At 38.5% G+C, this 25765-nt stretch carries 26 protein-coding genes, 1 pseudogene and 1 riboswitch; of the genes and pseudogenes, 18 read left to right on the top strand and 9 right to left on the bottom strand.

Annotation, left to right across the window (positions count from 1 at the left end):
- Window positions 1-123 precede the first annotated feature (123 nt).
- From BM211_RS23335 to BM211_RS23315, 5 genes are all read left to right on the top strand, one after another.
- Window positions 124-864 (top strand): WecB/TagA/CpsF family glycosyltransferase, encoded by a 741-nt coding sequence (locus tag BM211_RS23335; protein ID WP_035434425.1) that lies wholly within the window; start codon window positions 124-126, stop codon window positions 862-864.
- A gap of 193 nt (window positions 865-1057) precedes the next feature.
- Window positions 1058-2257 (top strand): MFS transporter, encoded by a 1200-nt coding sequence (locus BM211_RS23330; protein ID WP_035434424.1) that lies wholly within the window; start codon window positions 1058-1060, stop codon window positions 2255-2257.
- Window positions 2258-2412: 155 nt separating this feature from the next.
- Window positions 2413-3129: a LytR/AlgR family response regulator transcription factor gene (locus BM211_RS23325; protein ID WP_090999828.1), complete on the top strand. Its 717-nt coding sequence runs from the start codon at window positions 2413-2415 to the stop codon at window positions 3127-3129.
- Window positions 3130-3251: 122 nt separating this feature from the next.
- Window positions 3252-5327 (top strand): carbon starvation CstA family protein, encoded by a 2076-nt coding sequence (locus BM211_RS23320; RefSeq protein WP_035434422.1) that lies wholly within the window; start codon window positions 3252-3254, stop codon window positions 5325-5327.
- A complete protein-coding gene (locus BM211_RS23315) occupies window positions 5320-5523 on the top strand; it encodes a YbdD/YjiX family protein (protein ID WP_035434421.1) in 204 nt (67 codons plus the stop codon). Before BM211_RS23320 ends, BM211_RS23315 begins: the two co-directional genes overlap by 8 nt.
- A 232-nt stretch (window positions 5524-5755) precedes the next feature.
- On the opposite strand, the gene pdxK is transcribed toward BM211_RS23315, so the two are convergent.
- The 3 genes from pdxK to BM211_RS23300 form a co-directional block, all read right to left on the bottom strand.
- Window positions 5756-6580 carry a pyridoxine/pyridoxal/pyridoxamine kinase gene (pdxK, locus tag BM211_RS23310; protein WP_035434420.1) on the bottom strand — a complete coding sequence of 275 codons (825 nt, stop codon included), beginning with the start codon at window positions 6578-6580 and terminating at the stop codon, window positions 5756-5758.
- A 376-nt stretch (window positions 6581-6956) separates the two neighbouring features.
- A complete protein-coding gene (locus tag BM211_RS23305) occupies window positions 6957-8198 on the bottom strand; it encodes a chloride channel protein (protein WP_035434418.1) in 1242 nt (413 codons plus the stop codon).
- A 215-nt stretch (window positions 8199-8413) separates the two neighbouring features.
- Entirely contained in the window at window positions 8414-8785 is a 372-nt protein-coding gene (locus BM211_RS23300; protein WP_035434416.1) for a hotdog family protein, read from the bottom strand.
- Window positions 8786-8959: 174 nt separating this feature from the next.
- A riboswitch (SAM riboswitch) is annotated at window positions 8960-9063 on the top strand.
- 93 nt (window positions 9064-9156) lie between these two features.
- Here BM211_RS23300 and BM211_RS23295 point away from each other — a divergent pair.
- The 5 genes from BM211_RS23295 to thrB all read left to right on the top strand — a co-directional run bounded on the left by BM211_RS23295 (window position 9157) and on the right by thrB (window position 14755).
- Window positions 9157-10452 carry a bifunctional O-acetylhomoserine aminocarboxypropyltransferase/cysteine synthase gene (locus BM211_RS23295; RefSeq protein WP_035434414.1) on the top strand — a complete coding sequence of 432 codons (1296 nt, stop codon included), beginning with the start codon at window positions 9157-9159 and terminating at the stop codon, window positions 10450-10452.
- Window positions 10433-11338 (top strand): homoserine O-acetyltransferase MetA, encoded by a 906-nt coding sequence (gene metA, locus BM211_RS23290; protein WP_090999826.1) that lies wholly within the window; start codon window positions 10433-10435, stop codon window positions 11336-11338. Before BM211_RS23295 ends, metA begins: the two co-directional genes overlap by 20 nt.
- Before the next feature lie 143 nt (window positions 11339-11481).
- Window positions 11482-12777, top strand: coding sequence for a homoserine dehydrogenase (locus tag BM211_RS23285; RefSeq protein ID WP_035434411.1), 1296 nt, complete (start codon window positions 11482-11484; stop codon window positions 12775-12777).
- Window positions 12777-13835 carry a threonine synthase gene (thrC, locus tag BM211_RS23280; RefSeq protein ID WP_090999824.1) on the top strand — a complete coding sequence of 353 codons (1059 nt, stop codon included), beginning with the start codon at window positions 12777-12779 and terminating at the stop codon, window positions 13833-13835. Before BM211_RS23285 ends, thrC begins: the two co-directional genes overlap by 1 nt.
- 11 nt (window positions 13836-13846) lie before the next feature.
- On the top strand, window positions 13847-14755 hold the full coding sequence (thrB, locus tag BM211_RS23275; protein ID WP_371261903.1) for a homoserine kinase: 909 nt from the start codon (window positions 13847-13849) through the stop codon (window positions 14753-14755).
- A gap of 3 nt (window positions 14756-14758) precedes the next feature.
- On the opposite strand, the gene BM211_RS23270 is transcribed toward thrB, so the two are convergent.
- Entirely contained in the window at window positions 14759-15382 is a 624-nt protein-coding gene (locus tag BM211_RS23270) for a YczE/YyaS/YitT family protein (protein WP_035434408.1), read from the bottom strand.
- Window positions 15383-15694: 312 nt separating this feature from the next.
- On the opposite strand from BM211_RS23270, the gene BM211_RS23265 reads away from it, so the two are divergent.
- From BM211_RS23265 to BM211_RS23245, 5 genes are all read left to right on the top strand, one after another.
- Window positions 15695-16672 (top strand): LacI family DNA-binding transcriptional regulator, encoded by a 978-nt coding sequence (locus BM211_RS23265; protein ID WP_090999822.1) that lies wholly within the window; start codon window positions 15695-15697, stop codon window positions 16670-16672.
- Between the two features lie 107 nt (window positions 16673-16779).
- The gene (locus BM211_RS23260; RefSeq protein WP_035434405.1) at window positions 16780-17589 is read left to right on the top strand and encodes an SGNH/GDSL hydrolase family protein; all 810 of its coding nucleotides are present in this window, start codon (window positions 16780-16782) and stop codon (window positions 17587-17589) included.
- Window positions 17586-18503: an ABC transporter ATP-binding protein gene (locus tag BM211_RS23255; protein WP_035434404.1), complete on the top strand. Its 918-nt coding sequence runs from the start codon at window positions 17586-17588 to the stop codon at window positions 18501-18503. Before BM211_RS23260 ends, BM211_RS23255 begins: the two co-directional genes overlap by 4 nt.
- Window positions 18496-19488 carry an ABC transporter permease gene (locus BM211_RS23250; RefSeq protein WP_035434403.1) on the top strand — a complete coding sequence of 331 codons (993 nt, stop codon included), beginning with the start codon at window positions 18496-18498 and terminating at the stop codon, window positions 19486-19488. The genes BM211_RS23255 and BM211_RS23250 overlap by 8 nt, the downstream gene beginning before the upstream one ends.
- Before the next feature lie 19 nt (window positions 19489-19507).
- On the top strand, window positions 19508-20185 hold the full coding sequence (locus BM211_RS23245; protein WP_090999820.1) for a uracil-DNA glycosylase: 678 nt from the start codon (window positions 19508-19510) through the stop codon (window positions 20183-20185).
- Window positions 20186-20229: 44 nt separating this feature from the next.
- Here BM211_RS23245 and BM211_RS23240 read toward each other — a convergent pair whose 3' ends face one another.
- The 3 genes from BM211_RS23240 to BM211_RS23230 all read right to left on the bottom strand — a co-directional run bounded on the left by BM211_RS23240 (window position 20230) and on the right by BM211_RS23230 (window position 23571).
- Window positions 20230-20526: a DUF3817 domain-containing protein gene (locus BM211_RS23240; protein WP_035434400.1), complete on the bottom strand. Its 297-nt coding sequence runs from the start codon at window positions 20524-20526 to the stop codon at window positions 20230-20232.
- A gap of 370 nt (window positions 20527-20896) precedes the next feature.
- Complete coding sequence (locus BM211_RS23235; RefSeq protein ID WP_035434399.1) at window positions 20897-21718, bottom strand: Cof-type HAD-IIB family hydrolase; 822 nt, start codon at window positions 21716-21718, stop codon at window positions 20897-20899.
- A 569-nt stretch (window positions 21719-22287) separates the two neighbouring features.
- Entirely contained in the window at window positions 22288-23571 is a 1284-nt protein-coding gene (locus tag BM211_RS23230; protein WP_035434397.1) for a purine/pyrimidine permease, read from the bottom strand.
- Between the two features lie 124 nt (window positions 23572-23695).
- On the opposite strand from BM211_RS23230, the pseudogene BM211_RS23225 reads away from it, so the two are divergent.
- From BM211_RS23225 to BM211_RS23215, 3 genes and pseudogenes are all read left to right on the top strand, one after another.
- Window positions 23696-23794 (top strand): annotated as a pseudogene (locus tag BM211_RS23225) (TrkA family potassium uptake protein); the annotation flags it as partial.
- 6 nt (window positions 23795-23800) lie between these two features.
- The gene (locus BM211_RS23220) at window positions 23801-24082 is read left to right on the top strand and encodes a YwdI family protein (protein WP_090999818.1); all 282 of its coding nucleotides are present in this window, start codon (window positions 23801-23803) and stop codon (window positions 24080-24082) included.
- A gap of 68 nt (window positions 24083-24150) precedes the next feature.
- Window positions 24151-24519 carry a DUF423 domain-containing protein gene (locus BM211_RS23215; RefSeq protein WP_035434394.1) on the top strand — a complete coding sequence of 123 codons (369 nt, stop codon included), beginning with the start codon at window positions 24151-24153 and terminating at the stop codon, window positions 24517-24519.
- Window positions 24520-24604: 85 nt separating this feature from the next.
- On the opposite strand, the gene gerQ is transcribed toward BM211_RS23215, so the two are convergent.
- On the bottom strand, window positions 24605-25024 hold the full coding sequence (gene gerQ, locus BM211_RS23210; protein ID WP_035434393.1) for a spore coat protein GerQ: 420 nt from the start codon (window positions 25022-25024) through the stop codon (window positions 24605-24607).
- Between the two features lie 26 nt (window positions 25025-25050).
- A complete protein-coding gene (locus BM211_RS23205) occupies window positions 25051-25473 on the bottom strand; it encodes a cell wall hydrolase (protein WP_035434391.1) in 423 nt (140 codons plus the stop codon).
- Window positions 25474-25765: the final 292 nt, after the last annotated feature.

Genomic DNA, 25765 nt, shown 5'->3' with positions numbered 1-25765 from the left:
GGGGATGAAGAAAACCCCCACTGATTAAAGTTTCACTTTATCTGGCAGTATGAGTATGCAAAAGTAAGAGGTTAGACTAATCAGTAGTGGAAAAAGATATTTGAAATAGAGAGGATTGTAAATATGGCAGTGCAAACAGTTGATATTTTAGGCGTGCCTTTCTCAACAATGAAAATGGAAGAAACAGTTCGTTATGTAATGCAGCAGCTGGAACAGAAACAAGAGAATACGTTTCAAGTTGTAACGGCCAATCCTGAAATTGTGATGTGTGCCAAAAAGGATGCTGCGTTTCATCAAACACTTCTTCAAGTAGATCTTATTACACCAGACGGGATTGGTGTTGTAAAGGCAAGCGGTATGCTAGGGACACCGTTAAAAGAACGTGTGGCAGGTTTTGATTTAATGTGTAATTTGTTTGAATCATTATCACAAGAAAAGAAGGCTGTATCTGTCTTTTTACTTGGAGCAAAGCCGCACGTTATCGAAAGAGCTGCTCGAACTTTAACAGAAAGATATCCAGCTGTATCTATTGTTGGAACACAAGATGGATATTTTAAACAAGAGAAAGAAGAAGAAATTATCGAACGCATTCAAGAAGTGAAGCCAGACATCTTACTAGTTGCACTTGGGTTTCCGAGACAGGAAAACTTTATTCAAAATAATAAACATCGTTTACATGCAAAAGTAGCTGTTGGCGTTGGTGGTAGCTTTGATGTTTGGGCCGGGGAAGTGAAGCGTGCTCCAAAATGGATTCAAGCTATTCATTTAGAGTGGTTTTACCGTTTATGCAGTAATCCAACGCGCTGGCGTCGTCAACTAGTATTAGTTGAATTTTTAAAAGAGGTTGTTCGGACGAAAAAGTAGCGAAATATCGCTGCTTTTTTTTTGAAAACAGGAGTCACCTTGATTCGTCCGTTCATTGAAAAATGGCTATGTATGAGGCGTTTTTTTGTGGAAATGATAAGAATCATATGAATAACATTATAAATTGTTTTACTTATAAGATATACATATGTAAAATATGATGTAAAGACACCTGTATTGAGGGGGACCTGTAGTGGGAAAAATTAAAGAGATCTCAAATCGAAAGCTTCTCGGAATTGCTGGGCTTGGTTGGCTATTTGATGCAATGGATGTTGGGATTCTTTCATTTATTATTGCTGCTTTGCAAAAAGAATGGCAGCTGAGCGCACAGCAAATGGGGTGGATTGGTAGTGTTAACTCCATTGGAATGGCAGTTGGAGCACTCCTATTTGGGATATTAGCGGATAAAATCGGTCGAAAATCTGTTTTTATTATTACATTATTATTATTTTCTGTTGGAAGCGGGTTAACTGCTTTCTCAACAACATTAACCGTATTTCTTATACTTCGTTTTTGTATTGGAATGGGTCTTGGAGGAGAGTTGCCTGTTGCATCAACACTTGTATCTGAAAGTGTTGCAGCGCATGAACGTGGCAAAATTGTTGTCTTATTAGAAAGCTTTTGGGCTGGTGGTTGGTTAATTGCTGCTCTCATCTCATATTTTATTATTCCAACGTATGGTTGGCAAACAGCGATGGTGCTAAGTGCAATTCCAGCTTTTTATGCATTATATTTGCGATGGAGTTTACCTGATTCACCGCAATTTCAAAAAGTAAAACAAAAGCAATCTGCATTTGCAAACATAAAGGCCGTTTGGTCAGGGGAGTACAGACGAGCGACGATTATGCTTTGGATTTTATGGTTTTGTGTTGTGTTTTCATATTATGGAATGTTTCTTTGGCTTCCGAGTGTATTAGTGCTAAAAGGATTTAGTTTAATTAAAAGCTTTCAATATGTGTTGATTATGACCTTTGCACAGCTTCCAGGTTATTTTACAGCTGCTTGGTTTATTGAACGCTTTGGCCGGAAGTTTGTGTTAGTCACATATTTACTTGGAACGGCATGTAGTGCGTATTTCTTTGGAGCGGCAGATTCAGTAGTCACCCTAATGATTGCAGGTATGTTGCTGTCATTCTTTAATTTAGGAGCTTGGGGAGCATTGTATGCGTATACGCCAGAGCAGTATCCAACCGTTATTCGTGGCACAGGAGCTGGGATGGCAGCAGCATTTGGACGCATAGGTGGTATTTTAGGACCATTATTAGTTGGTTATCTCGTAGCTACACATGCTTCTCTCACTTATATTTTTACAATCTTTTGTATGGCCATTGTAATCGGTGTTCTTGCTGTACTTGTGCTAGGAAAAGAAACAAAACAACGAGAATTAGCATAATGAAAAGGAAGCTGTGTATAGCTTCCTTTTCGTTGTTTTCTGACAAAAATATGGTATATTTGATAGAAAAATGACCTGTAAAAAGGGATTATTTCTAAAAAAGCGAATGTATACAACAAGGCGTATGGACAAAAGGATTAGGTGGTTGGGCAGACATGAAAATTTTAATTGTAAACGAAAGAGAAGAAGCCAGAGGGAAATTAATAGATTTTTTCACAGAACATGTAAATAATTTGGAATGCTTTGAAGCAAAAACGGGAATGGAATCACTGCAACTAGCGAAAAAGCATACACCAAATTTTATTTTTTTAGATATGCATTTACCAGACGGAACAGGATTTGAAGTTGCAGGATTGCTGCGCCAATTAACATTAAACACAAAATTTATATTCACAGGAAATGATATAATAGATGCGATTAAATCATTTCGTTTCCACGCTTTCTATTATTTATTGCAACCATTTGAACAGGAGGACTTGCAATTTTTATTGCATAGTATTGAGCAAGAAAAAGTAAGACAAGGGAAGAATCGATTGCAAAAGCTTCCGATCGAGAGTCATGAAGGAATTACATATGTTCTTCCGGATGATATTGTATACATAAGCAAGAATAAAGAAAATAAAACAGTTTCTATTTATACAAACAATAATCAATATATTTCCACATATACATTACAAGAATTAGAAGGTAAGTTAGCCGCATATGATTTTTTACGTGTGCATAAAAGTTATCTTATTAATGTTATGTATGTAAAAGAATTAAAGCCTTATTATAACGGGACGTATAATTTATATTTGGAAAAGTATGATAATCAGCCAATTCCTGTTAGTCGTAATTATGTAAAACGACTTCGAAATAAAATTGAATTGTAGCAGGTTATGAAATAATTTGGTCATGTTAAATTAGAAAATATTCATCATAAGGAGTATTGTTTTTAATTATTCTGAAAATTTAGTACAATTCCCTCTAAGACATAACATAGGGGGGATTATATTTGAAAGCATGGAAATCTATTTTACTTTGGGGTGTGATTACAGCTTTAGGAGCAGCGGGATTTGCTGTGTTAGCGTTATCTCGCGGTGAAACAATTAATGCGGTTTGGTTACTTGTTGCTGCTGTTTCTGTCTATGCCGTTGCGTATCGGTTTTATAGTAAATTTATTGCTAGAAAAGTCTTTGAATTGGATGACAACCGAAAAACACCAGCAGAACTTTTGAATGATGGGAAAGATTATGTTCCGACAAATAAATGGGTTTTATTTGGACACCATTTTGCTGCAATTGCTGGAGCTGGTCCGTTAGTTGGCCCAATTTTAGCTGCACAGATGGGGTATTTACCAGGAACACTTTGGATTATCGTTGGAGTTGTGTTAGCCGGAGCTGTCCAAGATTTTGTAATTTTGTTCGCATCTATGCGCCGCAACGGAAAGTCACTTGGTGAAATGATTAAGGAAGAGATTGGTCCTGTAACAGGTTTTATTGCAATGATCGGGATTTTGGGTATTATGATTATTTTATTAGCAGTATTAGCTCTTGTTGTAGTAAAAGCGCTTGTAGGAAGTCCGTGGGGAATGTTTACAATTGCAGCAACTATCCCAATTGCTATTTTAATGGGTGTATATATGCGTTATATTCGCCCAGGACATGTTGGAGAAGGTTCAGTTATCGGTGTTATTTTACTTCTTTTATCGATTGTAGCAGGTCAATATGTAGCAGAAAATCCTGCGCTTGCTACTATGTTTACATTTAAGGGTGAAACAATTGCTATTATGCTAATTATTTATGGATTTATCGCCTCTGCATTACCTGTTTGGTTATTACTTGCGCCGCGTGACTATTTAAGTACGTTTTTAAAGATTGGAACAATTGTTGGTCTAGCAATCGGCATCATAGTTGTTGCGCCAAATTTACAAATGCCGGCAGTTTCAAAATTTATTGATGGAACAGGCCCGGTATTCGCAGGTAATTTATTCCCATTTTTATTTATTACAATTGCTTGCGGAGCTGTATCTGGCTTCCATGCACTTGTTTCTTCTGGTACAACTCCAAAAATGATAGAACGAGAAGGGCATGCACAGCCAATTGGTTACGGTGCGATGCTTATGGAATCATTCGTCGCAGCAATGGCAATGATTGCAGCTTGTGTAATAACCCCAGGTACATATTTTGCAATCAATAGTCCACCGGCGATCATTGGAACGGATGTAACACAGGCAGCGCAAGTAATTAGTTCTTGGGGGTTTACTGTAACTCCAAATGAATTGAAGGAACTGGCTGCAAATGTCGGAGAACAAACGATATTATCTCGTACAGGCGGGGCACCGTCGTTCGCGATTGGGATGGCTCATATTTTCTCGCAGGTCATTGGCGGAAAAGCATTAATGGCATTTTGGTATCACTTTGCAATTTTATTTGAAGCACTCTTTATCTTAACAACGATTGATGCAGGAACGCGTGTTGGTCGGTTTATGATTCAAGATATTTTAGGGCACGTTTATAAACCATTTGCAAAAACAGATTCAATGCTTTCTAATATTGTTGCAACAACACTTTGTGTACTAGGATGGGGATACTTCTTATATCAAGGAGTAATCGATCCACTTGGCGGTATTAATACGTTATGGCCGCTCTTTGGGATCGCAAATCAAATGTTAGCTGGGATTGCATTATTACTTGGAACGACTGTTTTGTTTAAAATGGGGAAAAAGGCATATGTCTGGGTGACGCTCGTTCCAACAACATGGTTACTGATTGTTACAATGACAGCTGGCTATCAAAAGCTATTTCATGAAAATCCGAAAATTGGATTCCTCTCTCATGCAAAAGTATTCCAAAGTGCATTGGATAAAGGGAAACTATTAGCACCGGCGAAAAACGTAGGACAAATGAAACAAATTATTCTTAATGATTATGTTGATGCGACGCTTTGTGGAATTTTCATGATTGTTGTAATCGCAGTGCTGATATCGGCTATTAGAATATGGATACAAGTATTGAATAATAAAGCGACGCCTTTAAAAGAAGCAGTGTATGTTCCACGTGATGAAAGCGAGGCACATCATTATGTTTAAAACGATCATTAGTATGTGGAAATATCGAAAACAATTTATTAGTTTGCTTGTTGGTGTACCAAGCTATGAAAAGTATGTTGCGCATATGAAACAGCACCATCCAAATGAACGTATATTATCCCAAAAACAATTTTTTGCTGAAGCACAAGAGGCAAGATTTAATGCAAAGGGCGGTAAAATTTCGAGATGTTGTTAGCGGGGGTATCATGAAAAAAGGGCGAAATTTCGCCCTTTTTTTGTTGGAAAGTTTCACGTGAAACTTTCCAACAAAATGTTTGGGAGTTAAAGGGATAAAATGTTCAATAATCAGTAGGAAAGAGAGCTGACCGTTTTTATGTGCGGCCAGATGCTCTCGTCCTCTTTTAAAAGAAAGGCGGTTCTTTAGCTTGTATAAAAAATAAAGTCGTCACGTATGACGACTTTATTTTTTATACAAGCTCTTTTCCAGCGCCAAATTTACGATATGCACCGTGATGTGTTGGCCCTACATATTCATTTAATTTGAAAGAATGAAGAATAGCAGCTGTAATAAATTCTTTTGCTACTTGAACTGCTTCTTTTACAGATTTTCCTTTAGCTAGCTCTGCTGTAATTGCAGCAGCATATGTACAACCTGCGCCATGTGTATATGTTGTTTCAATTTTTTCAGATTCTAAAATATCGAATGTTTCTCCATCGTACAGTAAATCAATTGCTTTTTCTGTTCCTAGCTTGCTGCCGCCTTTAATCAGTACATACTTTGCTCCTAAAGCATGGATTTTTTCAGCAGCTTGCTTCATATCTTCAAGTGAGTTAATTTTGACACCGCTTAGTTGATACGCTTCAAATAAGTTTGGTGTTACAATTAAAGCTTTTGGAACGAGTTTGTCACGTAAGCAATCATTTGTTTCTGGATGAAGTGCTTCATCTGCGCCCTTACATACCATAACTGGGTCTATTACTACGTTTTGTAGATTATGCTTCTCAATTGTTTCAGCAACAAGCTCAATAATTTCAACAGAGCCAAGCATACCTGTTTTTAATGCATCAACGCCAACGCCTTCAATTGTTGTTTCTAATTGTGGTTTTAATGTAGATGCTGGAATCGGGAACACGTTATGTGCCCAACCGTTATGCGGATCCATCGTTACGATTGTTGTCAGAGCTGTCATACCGTATACACCAAGCTCTTGGAACGTTTTTAAGTCTGCTTGCATACCAGCGCCGCCGCTTGTATCAGATCCAGCAATTGTAAGTGCTTTATTTAATGACATTGTGAAAGCCCCCTCGGGTGATAGAATGAAAAATACATTTTTAATTATTATATCAATGTTATGAGGAAGTACAAAGTGAAAAAAGAAAGTAGTTCAATCAAAACAAGCAGTACTAACATGTTTATCCCGCTATTTGTGAGCAGTAAGATCTCCCACCTTAAGATTGAGAGAGAAGCGTTGTCTAGTTCCGGTGGCTTCGCTTCTTCCTACGAGGTAAAAAACATCTCTACGTCAGAAGCTTCACCCCCCTCACATTCTGAGCGAGCCACTTCCGCTTTTCTAAAGAAGATAGGTGGGAGATAACTGCCCGTAAAAGTCCGATTGGTGATGGAAGTTTCACTTTATAGCGGTAGTACTGCTTATATATTTTTTTATTTCAGTTTTGTACCATTCCCTCCTGCTCATTATGATTAGGGAGTGGAAATAGATTACCGATCATTGCGGCTCCAATCATTGGTATTAATAAATTAATTGGGAAGAACATGAGTAATAATAATGTAATAGCGATCGGTTTTCGTACTGCATAGCTTGAAATGGCTGTTGTTACAATAGCTACAGTAGCAACTGGATCTAATGGTATGACAGCGGCGACAGCATATCCAATACTTGCACCAGCAAATATAATCGGAAAAATATGTCCGCCGCGCCACCCTGTACTTAAACAGACGGCCGTTACACATAATTTTAAAACTCCGGAAAGAAGCAGCATCCAAAATGATAATTCTGTCCATTCATTTACTAATTCCTTTAATTGATGTTCTCCTGAAAACATTGTATAAGGTAGTAAGGTTCCTGCAATCCCTAAAAGAATGCCGCCTATAACTCCTAATGTTACTTTATATTTTTGAAAGGGATGTACTATTTTTTCTAATAAATATTCTATTTTGAAATAAAAATAGCCTACACCAGCACCTATACAAATTAAGGGTAAAAAGGCAAGCCATTCATGGAGTGAAAAAGATCCTTTCCCAAAATTAACAATAAAAGATCCTCGGTTATCAAGCTTACTAAGCAATAAATAAACAGAAAAGCCAGCAAAAGTAGTAGCGAGATATACAATCGTCTTTTTTCCCTTGGAAATTTCGTCAAGTGATTTACCCTCATTTTCACTTGGAGCTAAATAACCGAATAATGGTGCGTTAAAAATAACACTTAAAGTAGCGCCAATCCCAATTTCCGTTAGTCCCTTCATTCCTTTTAAAGCGAAATGAAATCGATCGCCAACCCACGTACAAAGTCCACCGATAATTCCAACGAGTGCTGCTTCTGGTCCTAAACTTGCACCAAATATTAAAACAATAACAGCTGTTATTGTAGATTGATGTACAAAACGGTACTCAATCCTACCTGTTTTCTTATATTCACCCATTACCTCTGGCATTAAACGCGGGTATGTACCGAAGTATTTTTGCGAGAGTCCGACAAGAATACCACCAATTGTCGTTACAAAAATTGTGTAATACGGTGGTAATGCAAATTCTTTTGGTAAATATCCCCAAATAAACTGAATGCCGGCATTTGTGGTAACTAAAAATAACCAGACTGTAGCACCAACTATGGAACCTAGAAACATACCGTACATGATAAGTAAGGAATGCGTGCTTCTTCTAATCGTCATTTTTTATGTCTCCTTCATGTTATATGGTGTTATGACAAATTTAGAGATTCTGATATATATACTATTTGTATATCTTATCAGTAGTAGGCAATAAAATCTCGTTCCAAGGTGTAGAGAGAAAAAAGAAGAGAAGCAGAGGAGAGTGGAAAGCTTAATTGAGTGGTTTTTCTATCAGTGAGGGATGAAGAATCCCCCACTGAAGAAGGTTGTGTTAGTTATTGGCGAATAATCCCTTTAAAAGATCCTTCCAACACTTTTTTACCATGTTGATTAAAGCATTCTGCTTTTGAAACAGCAATGATTCGATCTGCTTGTTCTTCATGATGAACCAGTGTAACTTCACATCGAACGGTATCTTCGGTAAAGACTGGGCGTAAGAAAGTAAGTTCTACATCTCTTGCAATAAAATTTAAATCGCCGCCAATTTTCGTAGGCAATGTTGCAACTAGTAATCCTTGTACCATGACGCGGCCATGTTCATCTGGAACAACATGGTGATCACCAGCATCACCAGAAATTTTACTAAATAGATCTACATCTTCTCTCGTAAATGATTTTTCAAAAGTTAATATTTCCCCGACTTTCATGTATTAATCGCCTCCTATTCGTTTATGAATGAATTATCATTCATACCTTAAATTTTACAGAATATTCTTTGTTCGGTAAAGTTTGATAGTAAAGATAATAAAATATTTTAGGAACATTCAGAAAAATATTGACATGAGGTAATATTTTCTATAAAATCATCGGTAATTGAATAAGTCTTATCAAGAATAGGTGGAGGGAACGGGCCCTATGAAACCTTGGCAACAGCCGTAAATCGGAATTGTGCTAAATCCTGCAGGTATTTCCTGAAAGATAAGAAAGGCTACATGGCGAGCGTTTATCTAAACTGCTTCTTTCTTATTTTAGGAAAGAAGCAGTTTTTTATTTTTTATAAAAGAAAGGGGATTGCGAAATGGGGGAATCATGGGGAAAAGGAACGATTTGTGTGCAAGGTGGTTATACGCCGAAAAATGGTGAACCTCGTGTTTTGCCACTTTATCAAAGCACGACGTATAAATACGATACTTCTGATGATTTAGCGGCCCTCTTTAATCTGGAGGCAGAGGGATATATTTATACGCGTATTGGGAACCCAACGCTTGCGGCGTTTGAGCAAAAACTTACAGAGTTAGAAGGCGGCGTTGGTGCAGTTGCAACGGCATCAGGGCAGGCTGCAATTATGCTAGCGGTCTTAAATATTTGTGGCAGCGGCGATCATTTGCTCTGCTCATCAACAGTATACGGCGGTACATTTAATTTATTTGGAGTTAGTCTTAAGAAGCTAGGGATTGAGGTCACATTCTTTAATCCAAACTTATCTGCTGATGAAATTGTTGCCCTTGCAAATGAGAAAACAAAGCTTGTGTATGCGGAATCGCTTGGGAACCCAGCAATGAATGTACTGAATTTTAAAGAGTTTTCTGAGGCGGCAAAAGAGCTTGGGGTACCGTTTATTGTGGATAATACATTAGCGACGCCGTATTTATGTCATGCATTTGAACATGGTGCAAACATTGTCGTTCATTCTACAACGAAATATATTGATGGTCATGCAAGCTCACTAGGCGGCATTGTTATTGATGGCGGGAATTTTGATTGGAGTAAGTTTCCTGAGTTTGTTGAGCCAGATCCAAGTTATCATGGTGTGAGTTATGTGAAAAATTTCGGGCAAGCGGCATACATTGTGAAAGCTCGTGTACAGCTATTAAGAGATTATGGAAATTGTATGAGCCCATTCAATGCGTATATGACCAATGTTGGCTTAGAAACGTTGCATCTTCGCATGGAGCGTCATAGTCAAAATGCTCTAGCTGTTGCACAGTGGTTGTCTGAGCATGAACGCGTTGAGTGGGTCAATTATCCTGGACTTCAAAATAATGAAAACTATGAATTGGCACAAAAATATTTACCGAAGGGTGCGAGCGGTGTTTTAACATTTGGAATAAAAGGGGGTCTTGAGTCTGCTAAACAGTTTATTGGTAATGTGAAGCTAGCGACATTGGTGACGCATGTTGCAGATGCAAGAACTTGTGTCATTCATCCGGCAAGCACAACGCATCGCCAGCTTACGGAAGAACAGCAGCGTTTGGCTGGTGTGACGTCTGATTTGATTCGGTTATCGGTTGGTATTGAAGAAGCGGCGGATATTATTGCTGATTTAGAAGCAGCACTTTCTGGAGGAAAACAATATGCCGATCATCATTGCTAAAGATTTACCCGCTCGTAAAATATTGCAAAATGAAAATATTTTTGTGATGACGAAAGAACGAGCAGAAACACAAGATATTCGTGCTTTGAAGATTGCTATTTTAAATTTAATGCCAACAAAGCAAGAAACAGAAACGCAGTTGCTTCGTTTAATTGGTAATACACCGCTTCAACTTGATGTCCATTTCCTTCATATGGAGTCCCATACAGCAAAAAATGTAGCGCAGGAGCATTTAACAAGCTTTTATAAAACATTTCGTGATATTGAAGGAGAAAAGTTTGACGGGCTCATCATTACTGGTGCTCCGGTTGAAACACTTCCTTTTGAAGAGGTAGATTATTGGGAAGAACTGAAGCAAATTATGGAGTATTCCAATGCACATGTCACATCAACGCTTCATATCTGCTGGGGGGCGCAAGCAGGATTGTATTATCACTACGGAGTTCCAAAATATCCGCTTGAGCAAAAGATGTTTGGGGTATTTGAGCATGAAGTGCAGCAGGAACATGTGAAATTATTACGCGGTTTTGATGAAAGCTTTTTTGCACCGCATTCTCGTCATACAGAAGTTCGTGCATCTGATATTCAACGCGTACAGGAGCTCGATCTGTTAGCGACTTCTGAATACGCTGGTGTTCATCTCGTTATGAATAAGGATGGAAAGCATATTTTTGTTCTTGGTCATAGTGAATACAGCTGTGAGACATTAAAGCAAGAATATGAGCGCGATCACCAAAGAGGATTGGATATTGCTATTCCCAAAAATTATTTTAAGCATGACAATCCTTTGGAAAATCCAGTAGTAAAGTGGCGTAGTCATGGGAATTTACTATTCTCAAATTGGTTGAATTACTATGTGTATCAGGAAACTCCTTATATTTTGTAAAGGAAGTTGAGCATAACACGTGGTAACGTTTTCTTTGTAAAGAACGATCTTTATTATTCAGAATGTTCAAAATATATTGTTTTTTGTGATCTGACCTTATATAATGGCACCTAAATACAATTTTTAAAGGGGTGGACAGTACTATGAACGAAATTCAAGTTGGCCTATTAGGTCTTGGAACTGTAGGAAGCGGTGTCGTGCGCATTATTGAAGATCATCAAGATCGTTTAGCACACCAAATCGGTTGTCCTATCAAAGTAGCAAAAGTATTAGTACAAAACTTAGAAAAAGAACGAGAGGTCCAAGTAACCCCAACATTATTAACGAGAAATCCAAATGAAATTATAAATAATCCAGATGTTGATGTTGTGATTGAAGTGATGGGCGGTATAGAAGATGCAAAAGCATATATTTTAAAATCACTCCAAAATGGTAAGCACGTTGTCACAGCGAATAAAGATTTAATGGCACTTCACGGTGCAGAACTTCTTACTGTAGCAAAGGAAAATCAAGCGGATTTGTTTTATGAAGCGAGTGTAGCAGGTGGTATTCCGATTCTACGAAGCATTGTGGAAGGTCTTTCTTCTGATCGGATTACGAAAATGATGGGTATTGTGAACGGAACAACGAATTTTATTTTGACAAAAATGTCTGACGAAGGGAGAGCATATGACGACGTGTTAAATGAAGCGCAGCAGCTTGGATTTGCAGAAGCAGATCCAACATCAGATGTTGAAGGGTTAGATGCGGCACGAAAGATGACGATCTTAGCGACACTTGGATTTTCTACAAATGTAGAACTTCATGATGTGAATGTAAAAGGAATCACATCTATTACGGAGGAGGACATTTCATATAGTAAGAGTCTAGGTTATACAATTAAGTTAATCGGTGTAGCTAAGCGTGATGGTGAAAAATTAGAGGTAACAGTAGAACCAACATTGTTATCAAATTCACACCCGCTTGCCGCTGTTCAAAATGAATATAATGCAGTATATGTATATGGCGAAGCGGTAGGAGAAACAATGTTTTATGGACCAGGTGCGGGAAGTTTGCCAACAGCAACAGCTGTTGTATCTGATTTAGTAGCGGTTATGAAAAATGTACGCCTTGGTGTAACGGGAAATAGTGCAGTAACCCCGCAATATGAGAAAGTATTAAAAGCAGATGAGGAAATTTATGTGAAGAAGTTTCTACGCCTTCATGTGAAGGATGAAGTAGGTGTGTTTGCGAAAATTACATCGTTATTCTCTGAACGAGGCGTAAGCTTTGAAAAGATTATTCAAATGCCATTACAAAAGAAAGGAGCGGCAGAAATCGTTATTGTTACACATCGTGCATCCCTTGCAGATTATACATACATTCTAGAAACACTAGAGACGTATGATGAAGTAGATTGTGTGAAAGCAAACTACCGTATTGAAGGAGATGCTCGCTAATGTGGAACGGATTACTTGCTGCTTATAAAGAATACTTACCAATTACCGAGCAAACACCGTCGCTTTCACTATCAGAAGGAAATACACCGCTGATTTTATTAGAAAACCTTTCAGAAAAATGGGGTGTTTCTGTTTATGCGAAAGTAGAAGGTGCAAATCCAACGGGTTCTTTTAAAGATCGCGGGATGGTTATGGCTGTAGCAAAGGCAAAGGAAGCCGGCAGCAAAACGGTTATTTGCGCTTCAACAGGAAATACATCTGCGTCGGCAGCTGCTTATGCAGCGCGCGCAGGTTTATCTTGTATTGTTATGATTCCAAATGGAAAAATCGCCCATGGAAAATTAGCGCAGGCAGTCATGTACGGAGCTGAAATTATTAGTATTGACGGAAACTTTGACCACGCCTTGCAAATGGTACGAAATCTGAGCGATTCATCACCGATTACACTTGTGAATTCAGTGAATCCATATCGCATTGAAGGACAAAAAACAGCAGCATTTGAAGTTTGTGATGCACTTGGGAAAGCACCTGATATTTTAGCCATTCCAGTTGGAAATGCGGGAAATATTACAGCGTATTGGAAAGGCTTTAAGGAGTATAACGAAAAATGCGGCACGGGTTTACCCGAGATGCGCGGTTTTGAGGCAGAAGGATCGGCTGCGATTGTACGCGGATATAAAATTGATGAACCGGAAACAGTTGCGACTGCCATACGTATTGGGAACCCTGCAAGCTGGGATAAGGCCGTCGCTGCTGCTCATGATTCAAATGGAAAAATTGATGAGGTAACAGATGCAGAAATTCTGGAGGCATATGAATGGCTTGCGAAGTATGAAGGGATTTTTGCGGAGCCTGCTTCTTGTGCATCGCTTGCTGGTATTTACAAGCAAGTACAAACAGGAGAAATAGCGAAAGAAAGCAGCATTGTTGCTGTTTTAACAGGAAATGGTTTGAAGGACCCTAACATTGCGATTGATACGAAAAAAATTCAACCAGTTGTGCTGCCAAATGATGAAAAGGTTGTGTTCGAACATATTCAAGGAGCTGTCCTTCGATGAAGGTGGCTCCTATGTTTACAATTCGTGTGCCTGCTAGTACAGCAAATCTTGGTCCTGGCTTTGATTCAATTGGTCTTGCAGTAAGTAAATATTTAACGGTAGATGTATTTTCACATTCTAGCTGGGAGTGTACGGCAAAAACAGCAATTCTTCAAGGGATTCCAAAATGTGAGAATAATTTGCTCATTCAGACGGCGCAGAGGGCAGCTGCTCGTTATAATAAGGAGCTTCCTTATTGCCATCTTTATCTAGACAGTGATATTCCATTAGCGCGCGGACTTGGAAGCAGCGCCTCGGCAATTATTGCGGGAATTGAACTTGCTGATCAGCTCTGCGAATTACATCTATCTAGAAGAGAGAAGCTGTTGATTGCAACGGAAATGGAAGGGCATATTGATAATGTTGGAGCGGCGTTATATGGCGGACTTATGATAGGAACATATGATGGAAAAGATATTTCATTTTTGTCTCAACCTATTCATGATATAGAGCTTGTAGCGGTCATTCCTTCATATGAACTAAAAACAGTTCATTCGAGAGATGTGCTTCCGAGTACGTTAACGTATATGGATGGCATTCGCGGCAGCGGTGTTGCCAATGTACTTGTAGCCGCTTTATGTAAAGAGGACTGGGTGCTTGCCGGGGAAATGATGAGACAAGATATGTTTCATGAACCATACCGGAAAGAGCTCGTACCTGAATTACAAAAGCTTCAAGAATTAGAACATCAATATTTATATGGTGTTTCTTTAAGCGGCGCTGGCCCAACTGTGCTTTGTTATGTGAAAAAAGGAAGCGCTGAAGAAGTAAAGCAATGGTTGCAATCGATTTTCAGCCATTGTGTGGTAGAAACGCTTCAAGTTGTAAATGAAGGGGTTCGTATTATATCTGAAAAACAAAAGCCCATTGAAAGTATATAACTTTCAATGGGCTTCTTCCATGCGATACCCTTGTAATAATTTTGTACCAACTTGAATAAATGTTTGAATGAGCCAGCCTGTCGTAAAAGATAGAATAATGGTGCCGAAATAAATAGGACCATCTAGTATGAAACTAGCAGTTAGAAATAAACAAGCTAGAGAAATTTCTGTTCTTTGAAAGGACCACTTTGTTTTTTCCGAGATTGTTAAAACAAATGCTTCTTGCGGTGCAGTCCCAAGCTGTGATGAAACGTAGATACCAATACCTGCGCCGACAGATACATTTCCCAATATGAGTGTTATATACTTTGGAAGAGAGCGAATGCCATCCATTATAACTGTAACTGAGCCAATCATATCAACAAAAACAGAAATTAGCACCATCGTCACGATTGTCCCAATTGTAATACGCTTTCGACTCATACACAGTACGATAAGAGTAAAAATCAAATTAATAATAAACATCCAAGAGCCGATGCTTAAACCAAAGTTTTGATATAAAGCAATGAAAAGGGAATCATAGGGGCTAAGGCCAAATGAAGTAATTGTCGTCATCATATTGATTCCGAGAGAAAGTAAAAGTAATCCGCCTATGAAAAAGATATACTCTAATTTTAAAGCCATAATAAAACATCAATCCTTTCTTATTTATATCCATAAGTTAAAAACGACATCAAAACCCTTTTCTTTTTAGGTGGGTGAGAGCATCTGGCCGCGCACGGGAGCGGTCAGGGCCTTTTTCTACCACATGCAATGTTTCAAACAAAAGAAGAAAGCAAGTCGTGGCCATGTTGCATTTGGCAGTGCTAGCTGTCGAAAAATTAAAATGGATATTTAGTCTGCTTGCACAGGATATAATGTGGAAAGCTTACCAGGTCAAGGGGCATTTCTAATTTTTTTTTGTATAGGGTAATATGTAGGGAGAAGGGAGCGTGTACGATGTCAAATATAAAAAAAATCGCCGAAATGGCAGGGGTCTCGATTTCTACTGTTTCTCGCGTTTTAAATAATCATCCGTATGTAAATGAACAGAAACGAAAAGAGATATTAGCCATTATTGAAAAGTTAAATTACACGCAAAATTCGAATGCAATTCATTTAGTACGGGGAAGAACCAATGCGATCGGTGTACTTCTTCCATTTGTAAATAATCAGTATTACAGCGCCATTATAGAAGGTATTTCAAGAGAGGCCGCAAAACATAATTACAATATGATGCTCTGTCAAACGGGTTATAGTGCGGATAAAGAAATAGAAATTTTGAATATGTTAAAAATGAAAAAGTTGGACGGGGTCATTATATGTTCGAAAATAAATGCTTGCGAAGAGATTGAAAAATACGCAACATTTGGCCCAATTGTGACGTGTGAAGACACGATATCTCATACAATTTCTAGTATTCATATTGATCACTACAAAACATTTGCGTTAGGAATGGAGTATTTAATAGAAAAAGGACATACACGAATCGGTTACTGTATTGGACGAAGTGATAGTTTTAATAGTCAAAATCGAAAAAGAGCTTATGCAGATGCTTTCTCATCTATTCATGTTACGCCGCGAGAAGAGTGGCAATTTGTAGACTGTTTCACAGTAGAGGATGGAACTCGCGTTGTTCAATCGTTGCTTCATATGAAAGAGCATCCAACAGCTCTTCTTGTATCTTGCAATCATATTGCAGCTGGGATTGTAAGAGCTGCTCAAAAAAGCGGTCTTTCGATTCCAGAGGATCTCACAATTATTGGATGCGATGATCAGCAGGTTGCAGAAATATTAGATATTACAACCATTGCTCATTCGAGTGTGGAAGTTGGTGCAGGTGCATTTACAATGTTGCACGACCAAATTATGAATCAGGAAGCAGAAGTAAAAAGAATGGAGTTATTTGCGAAGCTAACGGAAAGGCTGACAACATGAAAGAAGCACAATCTAATTAAAATGATTGCGCTTTTTTATAAGAGGAGGAAAATCGCTTTTCAAATTTCTGTTTGGTATAATATGGTCAATCTATAAGGGGGGGTAGCATGAGAGAAAAATTAGTGAAAGTTATTTTATTCGTTGCACTAGCATCTTTTTGTTTATTTGCATATGGATTTATTACTAGTGTGAGTGATATTCTAAATCCGAAAACTTCTAAGCTAACTCCTACCGCGCAAAAAGAAGTAACAGAGAAACAACAAAAGGAGACATTGCAAGTTGTTGGCTTAGGTGATTCGTTAACACGCGGTGTTGGAGATAAAGAAGGTATTGGATATATTGGCCGGATGAAGAATGACTTGCAAACAAAATACAAACAAAAGGTGGCGCTCACAAACTTGGCGGTGAGCGGTGCGAAGATGCCAGATTTATTAAAACAAATGGAAAGCAGCGGTACGCAATATGCAATTAAGCAGGCTGATGTGATTGTTTTGACAATTGGCGGAAATGATTTATTTCCAGGATGGGAATCACTTGGAAATATTGATTTAACGACATATCGTCCTGATACAGCAACATTTCAAACTAACGCAAAGAAAATTTTGGAACAATTGAGGAGCCTAAACCCAAACAGTCCAATATTTTGGGTTGGTTTGTATAATCCATTTGAAGATGTAGAAGAGTTAAAAGGCTCGTCTCCCATTGTTGTCGACTGGAATGGATCATTAGAAAAGTTTGCGCTTAGTTACTCAAACGTATACGTTATCCCGACGTTCGATATGTTCCAAAGTCGCGGTAAGGATCTATTATATTCTGATCACTTCCACCCGAATGAAACCGGTTATACATTGATAGCAGATCGTTTATTACAAAACGTTGTTAGTCAGCTAAAGCTAGCTGGAGGTGAGAAAAAATGACAACAGTTCTGTCCGTCCGGAATTTAAAGAAGGTTATTAAGAAAAAAACGCTCGTTGAAGATGTATCATTTGATATTCAGCAAGGAGAAGTGTTTGGATTTTTAGGGCCAAACGGAGCAGGGAAGACAACGACGATTCGAATGCTTGTTGGCCTCATTGGGGCAACAGAGGGGAGTATTTCGATTGGTGGTTATGACATAAAAGAAAATTTTCGCGGTGCGATGAGGCAAATTGGTAGCATCGTTGAAAACCCTGAATTGTATACATATTTAACGGGATTTGAAAATTTAAAACAATTTGCCCGTATGTTAGGCGGGATTTCCGATGAGCGGATTATGGAAATTGCTAAAATGGTACATCTTGATGAACGTATTCACGATAAAGTGAAAACATATTCACTTGGGATGAAGCAACGTCTTGGGATTGCCCAGGCTCTTCTTGGCAGCCCGAAACTTCTCATATTAGACGAACCGACAAATGGCCTTGATCCGGCTGGTATTCGGGAACTTCGTGAATTTGTACATACACTTGTGAAAGAAGAAAACATGAGCGTATTCATTTCCAGTCATTTATTAAGCGAAGTACAAATGATTTGTGACCGCGTTGCGATTATTAATAAAGGAAAAGTAATTACGGTCGCGAGGGTTGAAGAGTTAGTAAAACAAGCAAGCGACCGCGTGGAATGGCTTGTGACGCCATTAGATAAAGCGAAAGCGTTGCTTGAAGAATCAGGTGAAGTAACAGAACTTGTCGTAGAAGAAGGGCGACTATTATGCCGCATGAATCAAGAGTGTGTAAGTTTTTATAATAAGCAGTTAGTTGAGCATGATGTAGACGTTCATAGTGTAAAACAGGTTGTGTTTACATTGGAAGATTTATTTATGGAACTGACAAAGGGGGAGCAACATGCGTGAATTTGCGAACCTCGTCTATAATGAGGCGGAGAAAATATATCGAAAGAAACGTATTGTAGTAGTCATGCTCATTTTGGCGATTTTAATTCCGATTTTTGTTTATGCACAGTACCGAGAAGTGCAGACGACTGTAAAGCGCCTTGGTACGAGTGATTGGAAAGTATCATTACAGCAGCAAATCGTTGATTCACAAAACCGGTTAAATAATTCGCGCCTTCCTGAAGAATGGAAAGCGTGGTTAAAGGTAAGAGTGCAGCAACAACAATATTATTTAGATCATAATATTAATCCAAGTGCGCCGGGTGCACCGACTTTTGTCCGTCTGTTTATTGAACAAGGAATTACGCTATTTATCCCGCTTCTTATCATGATTGTAGCAATTGATATCGTCTCGGGAGAACGAAGTGACGGAACGATGAAAATGCTCCTTACGCGGCCAATCAGGCGCTGGAAAATTCTTTTGAGTAAATATGTAACGATGTTATTGTTTATTTCACTCATTTTGTTGCTTGCTTCTGCTCTTTCCTATGTGTTATCAGGCATTGTATTTGGTTATGCTGGATGGGATTTGCCGGTGCTTACAGGTTTTGTAACTGAGAAAGATACGTTAAATACAAGTTTTGTTCATCTTATTCCGCAGTGGCAATACATTGTTATGGCTTACGGACTTGCTTGGTTTGTAGCAATTGTTGTTGGGACCATCTCATTTATGGTTTCCGTATTGATTCGCAATACACCAGCTGGTATGGGAGTTATGCTGGCAGCGTTAATTGCTGGAGGTATCTTAAATAATTTTGCAACGTCCTGGGAAGGGGCAAAATACATATTTAGTGTTAATTTATCGTTAACGGATTATTTATCAGGGCAATTACCAGCGTTGCAAGGATTATCGATGAGTTTTTCATTAATCAATCTCACGATATGGGCAGTTGTATCGCTCATAATCGCTTTTGCAGTATTTACAAAACAGGACATGGTGAATTAATACGATAGGAAGTGAAAGAATGGAACAAATATTAAAGAATGATTGGGCGCCGCTACTAGCACCTGAATTTGAAAAACCATACTATCAACAATTACAGTCATTTTTACAAGAAGAGTATCGGACACATGTTGTGTATCCAAAGCAGGAGGATATTTTTAATGCTTTGCGTTATACAAGCTATCAAGATACGAAGGTACTTATTTTAGGACAAGATCCATATCATGGACCAAATCAAGCACATGGTTTAAGCTTTTCAGTGCAACCAGGCGTACGCACGCCGCCGTCGCTGCAAAACATGTACAAAGAGCTGCAGGATGATCTAGGTCACCCAATCCCGAATAACGGTTATTTAGTAAAGTGGGCAGATCAAGGTGTGCTTTTACTAAACACTGTATTAACGGTCCGTCAAGGCGAAGCCAATTCTCATAAAGGAAAAGGGTGGGAAGTTTTCACAGATCGCATTATCGAGTTGTTAAATGAACGGGAAAAATCAGTTATCTTTGTATTATGGGGACGCCCTGCACAGACGAAAAAGAAGCTTATTACAAATCCTAATCATCATATTATTGAATCTGTTCATCCAAGTCCATTATCAGCACGCCGAGGGTTCTTTGGCAGCAAACCATTTTCAAAAATAAATCACTTCTTAGCAAATGATGGAGAACAGGAGATTGATTGGCAAATTCCGAATCTATAAATTGTATGCAAAAACAGACCACTACAGATGTAGCGGTCTGTTTTTTATTTGTTTTCTTCTTGTTTTAACTTTCCATCTAGTACGAATGTACCAAATGGAATAATAGATGCAACAAGTGCACCGAACGCCCATGATTTTGACTTATTATGAGCTATAGTGACTTGAATAACAGCGAAAATGAATAATATAAACAGGACACCGTGTGCCATACCTGTTACAGTAACAGCTTTCGCAAAACCTGCAAAATACTTCATCGGCATTGCAATGAATAGAAGGATTAGAAAAGAAATCCCTTCCAGTACTCCAATGACTCTTAAACGTCCAATCGGTGTTGATAACATAAAATGGCCTCCTTCATTATGTAAGCTTGTATATGATAAACTTATATTCTTTGTGAAAATAAAATAGCCTATATAAATACAATTTAACAAATCGACATAAAAACCCTCTTTTTTAGGTGGACGAGAGCATCTGGCCCTGCATAGAAGCGGCTATGTTGTACTTTGCATAACAGAAACTTATATGTTGGAAAATTAAAATGGATATATATAGTTAATTTCATTATAATCAAAAATAAACTTTACACTATGGAAATAGTGTAAAGTTCAAAATATCTTCACAAGCTCCTACATATAAACAAAAATCGCGCCTAAGTATTTGACTCAGGAGCGATTTTATGAATGATTAATTCCTTTTAACGTGAAAACAGTTCTACACTAGCACTGCGCTTTTCAAAACAAATTGTTCAACAACTTTTGCAACGCCATCATTCATGTTTGTGTCTGTTACATGATTTGCAATTGCTTTAATGTCGTCAGGTGCATTGCCCATTGCAACGCCAAGTCCAGCAAACTCAATCATAGTCTGGTCATTATAGCTATCACCCATCGCAATCACTTCTTCACGTGTAATACCAAGTTTTTGAATAAGTTGGCTTAAGCTTGTTCCTTTTGTTACACCATATTCTGTGAATTCCAAGAAGAATGGCTTAGAACGCATAACACTTAATTGTCCTTCAAATTCTTGTTGTAATTTCTTTTCAACTTCTGCAAGACGTTCAGGTGCTTTCATCATTAATACTTTCACAACGGGTTCTTTCACTGCACTTACAAAATTATTAACCTCTATAACTGGCATACCTGTAATATGACCTTCAAATTCTGTATATTCATTATTTTCTTCTGTCACAATATCATCGCCAACGTACGTATGAATCCAAACATCTTCGTTTTGGCTCGTTTTATATAAATTATGAACGATTTCAGGTGATAATGTACTGCTAAATAATTCTTCATTTGTTTTACAGTTAGTAATTTTTGCGCCGTTAAACGATAAAATGAAACTGCCGTATTCTTCTAACTTTAGTTCTTTTGCAATTGGCCACATCGCAAAAGTTGGACGGCCGGAAGCTAGTACAACTTTTACACCGCGCTCTTGGGCGTTCATTAGTGCTTCTTTCGTACGCGGTGAAATTGTATGGTCATCGCGAAGTAAAGTATCATCTAAATCTAGTACAATCATTTTATAAGACATTTGAATAATCCTTCCTAAATATGAATTTATAATGTGAAATGAATCGTAAGACATCGAACCTCTTTGAATATGGAATCGATTCTACATGTATATAAGTTAAAAAATCGACATAAAACCCCTTTCCTACTACATGCAATGGTTAAACCCAAGGGAGTAAGCAAGTGCAGGTGATGGTGTATTCTGAATAGCAGTGACTTATATGTCGAAACTTTAAACTGGATTTACATACATGAATATATATGAGTAAATCTATTTTGTTTACTCATATATGTTTCTATTATCGTAACAATTCTTAAAATAGACTGCAATGCTTGAAGTTTGCCAATTTTGTTTACGTTTTGTGTCGATTAGCTCGCTCAAACGGCTGGTAAGGAAGTATCTGTAAGGACCCGATTAGTTTAACTAATCCTCTGGCGAGAAACCCACTCGTCGAGGAAAGTTTTACTTTACCCCGCCCAAACAGCTGGTAAGAAGTTCGGCCAGGAAGCGAGGCAAAACCATCTGTAAGGGCCTGATTGGTTCAACTAACCTCTAGGAAAGAAGGGCGTTTCCCAAGAGGAAGTTTCACTTTAATCCACTCGTTTGTCTGTTGAGCGAGAGAATACTACTTCTAATATAATTGCCATTACAGAGCCGAGTACAAGGCCGTTGCTTAAAAAGGATGCTAAGAACGGCGGCAGTGAAGAAAAGGCTCCTGATGGGATGAACATGACGCCAATTCCGGTAAAGAGAGCGAGGCCCGCGACTTTGAATAAGCGTTCTTTATCTTTTACAGTTTCATATTCCCGAAAAGCTAACCCAATCATACTTGCAAATACCGGATAAATAGCAGCGTAACCGACAGCTACTGGAATTGCTGCAATGAATGAAGTCACTTTTGGAAATAGACTCATAAGAACAATAAAGGATGATCCAAGAATAAACGGTAATCGTTTGTAAATATTTGTTGTCGCAATAAAACCAGCTGATCCAGAAATAGCGACAGGTCCAATTGCTGAAAATAGACCACCGAGAAGCTGATTAATACCAGTTATAATTCCAGCTTGCTTAAATCGATTTTGCGGCGCAGTTTCTTCATATTTCGAAACTACTTGTTGAACAACCCGAATACTTGCTAACATGTTAGTTAGTAGTAATAACGTAACAAAGAGAACGGTAATAACCATATTCCATTCTAAACGAGGTGTACCAAATACAAAGATAGATGGCATCCGGATAATATCTGATACAGGTGTAATTGGATTTGATAGACCGAAACATGCAAATAAAGTCCATCCAAGTACAATACTGCATAATACGGAATATTTCCCGATAATAGGTAATTTCATAATAAAGAAAGATAAAACAATAATGATAAGAGAAAGAATAAAGACTTTCCCTTGAACAGCTGTATGCTGCTCGTTAAGTCCAAACATGCCTTTTAAAAATGATCCACTTAGCTGTGCGACGAGTAAAAATAGGTAGGTTCCGATAACAGTTGGTGTAAAATAGCGGACAAGTTTATCAATCAGTCCAAATGTACTAAGAAGAATGCAAATTAGACCACTTAATAAGAATGAATATTGCAGTACACGAAGCGTTTCACTGTTTGAACCAAATAATACAACGCCTAAGCTTGCATACAAGGAAAAGATGCCCCACCAAAGTCCTGCAGGTCCTTCTTGAATTGGCAAGCGGTGACCAAAGAAAGCTTGTAAAATACCTGCAAATCCAAGAACAAATAATGTTCGTTGGACGAATGCAATTGCTTCTGCACCTTCTAGTCCATAGTTAGCGGCAACACTAATGGGAACAATTAAGCTGCCGGCTAAAATAAATAATGCCCATTGCAGGGCAGAAAGAAATGTTTTCATTATATATCGACCTCTTTTTCGTATTTCCATTTCTAGTATATATGTATTTGATTTGTTATGGCAAAGTTTGAAAATAGAGAAAAGAGATGAAAGTATTGTTTGAGTGCATGAAACATCGGAACAAACAGGAGCGGAAAAATTTGCAGAACGTGATATGATAATAGTATTTGGTCCAGTAGAGAAATTGGGACGATTTGAAAAAGAATTACAATACATGAGGTGAGAAAGCATGCAAATATCTAGCGATAAGATTTTAAATAAAATGGCAAGTGAAATTGCAAAAGCGAAAGGGAGTGACTCACGTAAAGCAAAAGAACATCTTTTAGTTGTTCGTGCATTATGTGATCTATTACTTGAAGAACAGCCAGAAGCTTCTGCATATGTTGAACCAACATTAAGAACAAACGTTGTGGCACCGCAAATGTCTGTTCAACCAATGGCTTCATTTTCAGGGGAGCCTGTATATGTGAAAGAGGATGATGCAAACGGAAACTCTCTTTTGGATTTTTAGACGCTAAATAGTTGGATTGTGCGAGGAAATTTTTTATTATAAAAGTAAAAAGAAAAAGGGGAATTCCAATGAAAATTTTCTTCTTATTAGGTTGTATTGCAGCAGCATTATCTGTTGCGCTTGGAGCATTTGGAGCGCACGGACTTGAAGGGAAAATCTCAGCGAAAATGTTAGAGGTTTGGAAAACAGGTGTTACATATCAAATGTTTCATGCAGGAGGATTATTTGTTGTTGCTTTATTAATGGATAAGATTCAATCTTCTCTTGTAGGCGCGGCAGGCTGGTGTATGGTAGCAGGTATTGTGCTGTTTTCCGGAAGTTTATACGCATTAAGTACAACTGGTATAAAATTTTTTGGTCCAATTACTCCGCTTGGCGGTGTGGCATTTATTGTAGGGTGGATTTTACTGGGGACTGCGATTGTAAAAGGGCTATAAGGTTCAACTAACCTCTTGGGCCCTTACAAATGGTTTGTACAGGGTAGAAATAAAACAAAAGCTGGCATATGCCAGCTTTTTCTTATTATCTTGGAGGATAAGTTGCGGGTTGCTGCGTTGGGAAGTAAATGATTTCTCCTGGGAATTCTACATAATCAAGATAGATCATAAGCAGTAAGTAACGTTTTCCAGACTTAGGGTCGCTTAAAATGATGTGATCGCGTCCTGCAGCCTCAATGATGCCTGTATAGGATTGTGTACCAAGCGTGCTGCCGCGCTCATATGTCATGAATATAGTTGCTGGTTTTCCTTTGTTTAAGCGAAGGATATTTTCAATATATGATTGCTCAAGTGGAAGCATCCCTTGAGAAACGGCAAGTTGTGCTTGTGCAGCTTGCGGCGTCGTTGGCATTTGTTGTCCTTGTTGTCCGGGCTGTGGTTGCATATATCCGCCAGATGGTTGATAAAATCCTCCCCCATAGTAGGGGTTTTGTTGCTGAGCCATACGAAATCCCTCCTCTTTTCAGTTCACTAATACACACTTGGACAATCCTCAGCACTTGGTTGGAAAAAGCAATGATTTTTAAAGCGACCAGAGTTTTCTTGATTAAACCAAGTTGGTGGACAGGCGCCTCCTGGCCTAAAAAACCATAACGAAAAATTAGCGGGCCAGAATCGCTCTCCTTGAATCGTACGTCTTGCTAGAGCAATATCGCTTTCACGAGCACGCTGATAGAAGTAACCTTTTTGCGTAGCTTCAAATCCACCAGGGCTTTGAAATACCATTTGACGAAGGTTTCGGATTTTTTTAAAGTCTAAGCAATTCCCTCTTACGCGATTGACGCCAACATTTCCAACCATAAGCATTCCTTGAGGGCCTTCTCCCTCTGCTTCTGCCCGCATTAATCGGGCAAGCAGTTTAACATGTTCTTCTGTATAGGAAATAACAGCCATTTGTTTCACCTCTTTTATTACTCTGCTAGAGAAAAGGAAGTGTAGAACAATTACTAATTCATAATTATGAAAAAAGGGGTAGAGATATGACAACCAAACCATGTTTTAATATTTATCCCGCTATTCGTGGGCAGTAATACTCCCACCTCAAAATTCAGCGAAAGCATTGTCCAGCTCCAGCGGCTAGAATCGCAGGCCGTTTCGCCCCCTCGGACGAGGCAAAAAGCGCCTCTCTGTCAGGGGCGTGGGCGTCCTGCGATTCTGAGCGAGCCGCTTCCGCTTTTCTTAAGAA

Source organism: Bacillus sp. 491mf, assembly GCF_900112415.1.
GTDB lineage: Bacteria > Bacillota > Bacilli > Bacillales > Bacillaceae_G > Bacillus_A.
This window is presented reverse-complemented; position numbering and strand designations above follow the sequence as displayed.

Coding starts and splice junctions, on each gene's coding strand:
- BM211_RS23335 (WP_035434425.1), top strand. CDS start 124: ATGGCAGTGCAAACAGTTGATATTTTAGGCGTGCCTTTCTCAACAATG.
- BM211_RS23325 (WP_090999828.1), top strand. CDS start 2,413: ATGAAAATTTTAATTGTAAACGAAAGAGAAGAAGCCAGAGGGAAATTA.
- BM211_RS23315 (WP_035434421.1), top strand. CDS start 5,320: ATGTTTAAAACGATCATTAGTATGTGGAAATATCGAAAACAATTTATT.
- pdxK (WP_035434420.1), bottom strand. CDS start 6,580: ATGTCATTAAATAAAGCACTTACAATTGCTGGATCTGATACAAGCGGC.
- BM211_RS23305 (WP_035434418.1), bottom strand. CDS start 8,198: ATGACGATTAGAAGAAGCACGCATTCCTTACTTATCATGTACGGTATG.
- BM211_RS23300 (WP_035434416.1), bottom strand. CDS start 8,785: ATGAAAGTCGGGGAAATATTAACTTTTGAAAAATCATTTACGAGAGAA.
- BM211_RS23295 (WP_035434414.1), top strand. CDS start 9,157: ATGGGGGAATCATGGGGAAAAGGAACGATTTGTGTGCAAGGTGGTTAT.
- metA (WP_090999826.1), top strand. CDS start 10,433: ATGCCGATCATCATTGCTAAAGATTTACCCGCTCGTAAAATATTGCAA.
- BM211_RS23285 (WP_035434411.1), top strand. CDS start 11,482: ATGAACGAAATTCAAGTTGGCCTATTAGGTCTTGGAACTGTAGGAAGC.
- thrC (WP_090999824.1), top strand. CDS start 12,777: ATGTGGAACGGATTACTTGCTGCTTATAAAGAATACTTACCAATTACC.
- thrB (WP_371261903.1), top strand. CDS start 13,847: ATGTTTACAATTCGTGTGCCTGCTAGTACAGCAAATCTTGGTCCTGGC.
- BM211_RS23265 (WP_090999822.1), top strand. CDS start 15,695: ATGTCAAATATAAAAAAAATCGCCGAAATGGCAGGGGTCTCGATTTCT.
- BM211_RS23260 (WP_035434405.1), top strand. CDS start 16,780: ATGAGAGAAAAATTAGTGAAAGTTATTTTATTCGTTGCACTAGCATCT.
- BM211_RS23255 (WP_035434404.1), top strand. CDS start 17,586: ATGACAACAGTTCTGTCCGTCCGGAATTTAAAGAAGGTTATTAAGAAA.
- BM211_RS23250 (WP_035434403.1), top strand. CDS start 18,496: ATGCGTGAATTTGCGAACCTCGTCTATAATGAGGCGGAGAAAATATAT.
- BM211_RS23245 (WP_090999820.1), top strand. CDS start 19,508: ATGGAACAAATATTAAAGAATGATTGGGCGCCGCTACTAGCACCTGAA.
- BM211_RS23240 (WP_035434400.1), bottom strand. CDS start 20,526: ATGTTATCAACACCGATTGGACGTTTAAGAGTCATTGGAGTACTGGAA.
- BM211_RS23235 (WP_035434399.1), bottom strand. CDS start 21,718: ATGTCTTATAAAATGATTGTACTAGATTTAGATGATACTTTACTTCGC.
- BM211_RS23230 (WP_035434397.1), bottom strand. CDS start 23,571: ATGAAAACATTTCTTTCTGCCCTGCAATGGGCATTATTTATTTTAGCC.
- BM211_RS23220 (WP_090999818.1), top strand. CDS start 23,801: ATGCAAATATCTAGCGATAAGATTTTAAATAAAATGGCAAGTGAAATT.
- BM211_RS23215 (WP_035434394.1), top strand. CDS start 24,151: ATGAAAATTTTCTTCTTATTAGGTTGTATTGCAGCAGCATTATCTGTT.
- gerQ (WP_035434393.1), bottom strand. CDS start 25,024: ATGGCTCAGCAACAAAACCCCTACTATGGGGGAGGATTTTATCAACCA.
- BM211_RS23205 (WP_035434391.1), bottom strand. CDS start 25,473: ATGGCTGTTATTTCCTATACAGAAGAACATGTTAAACTGCTTGCCCGA.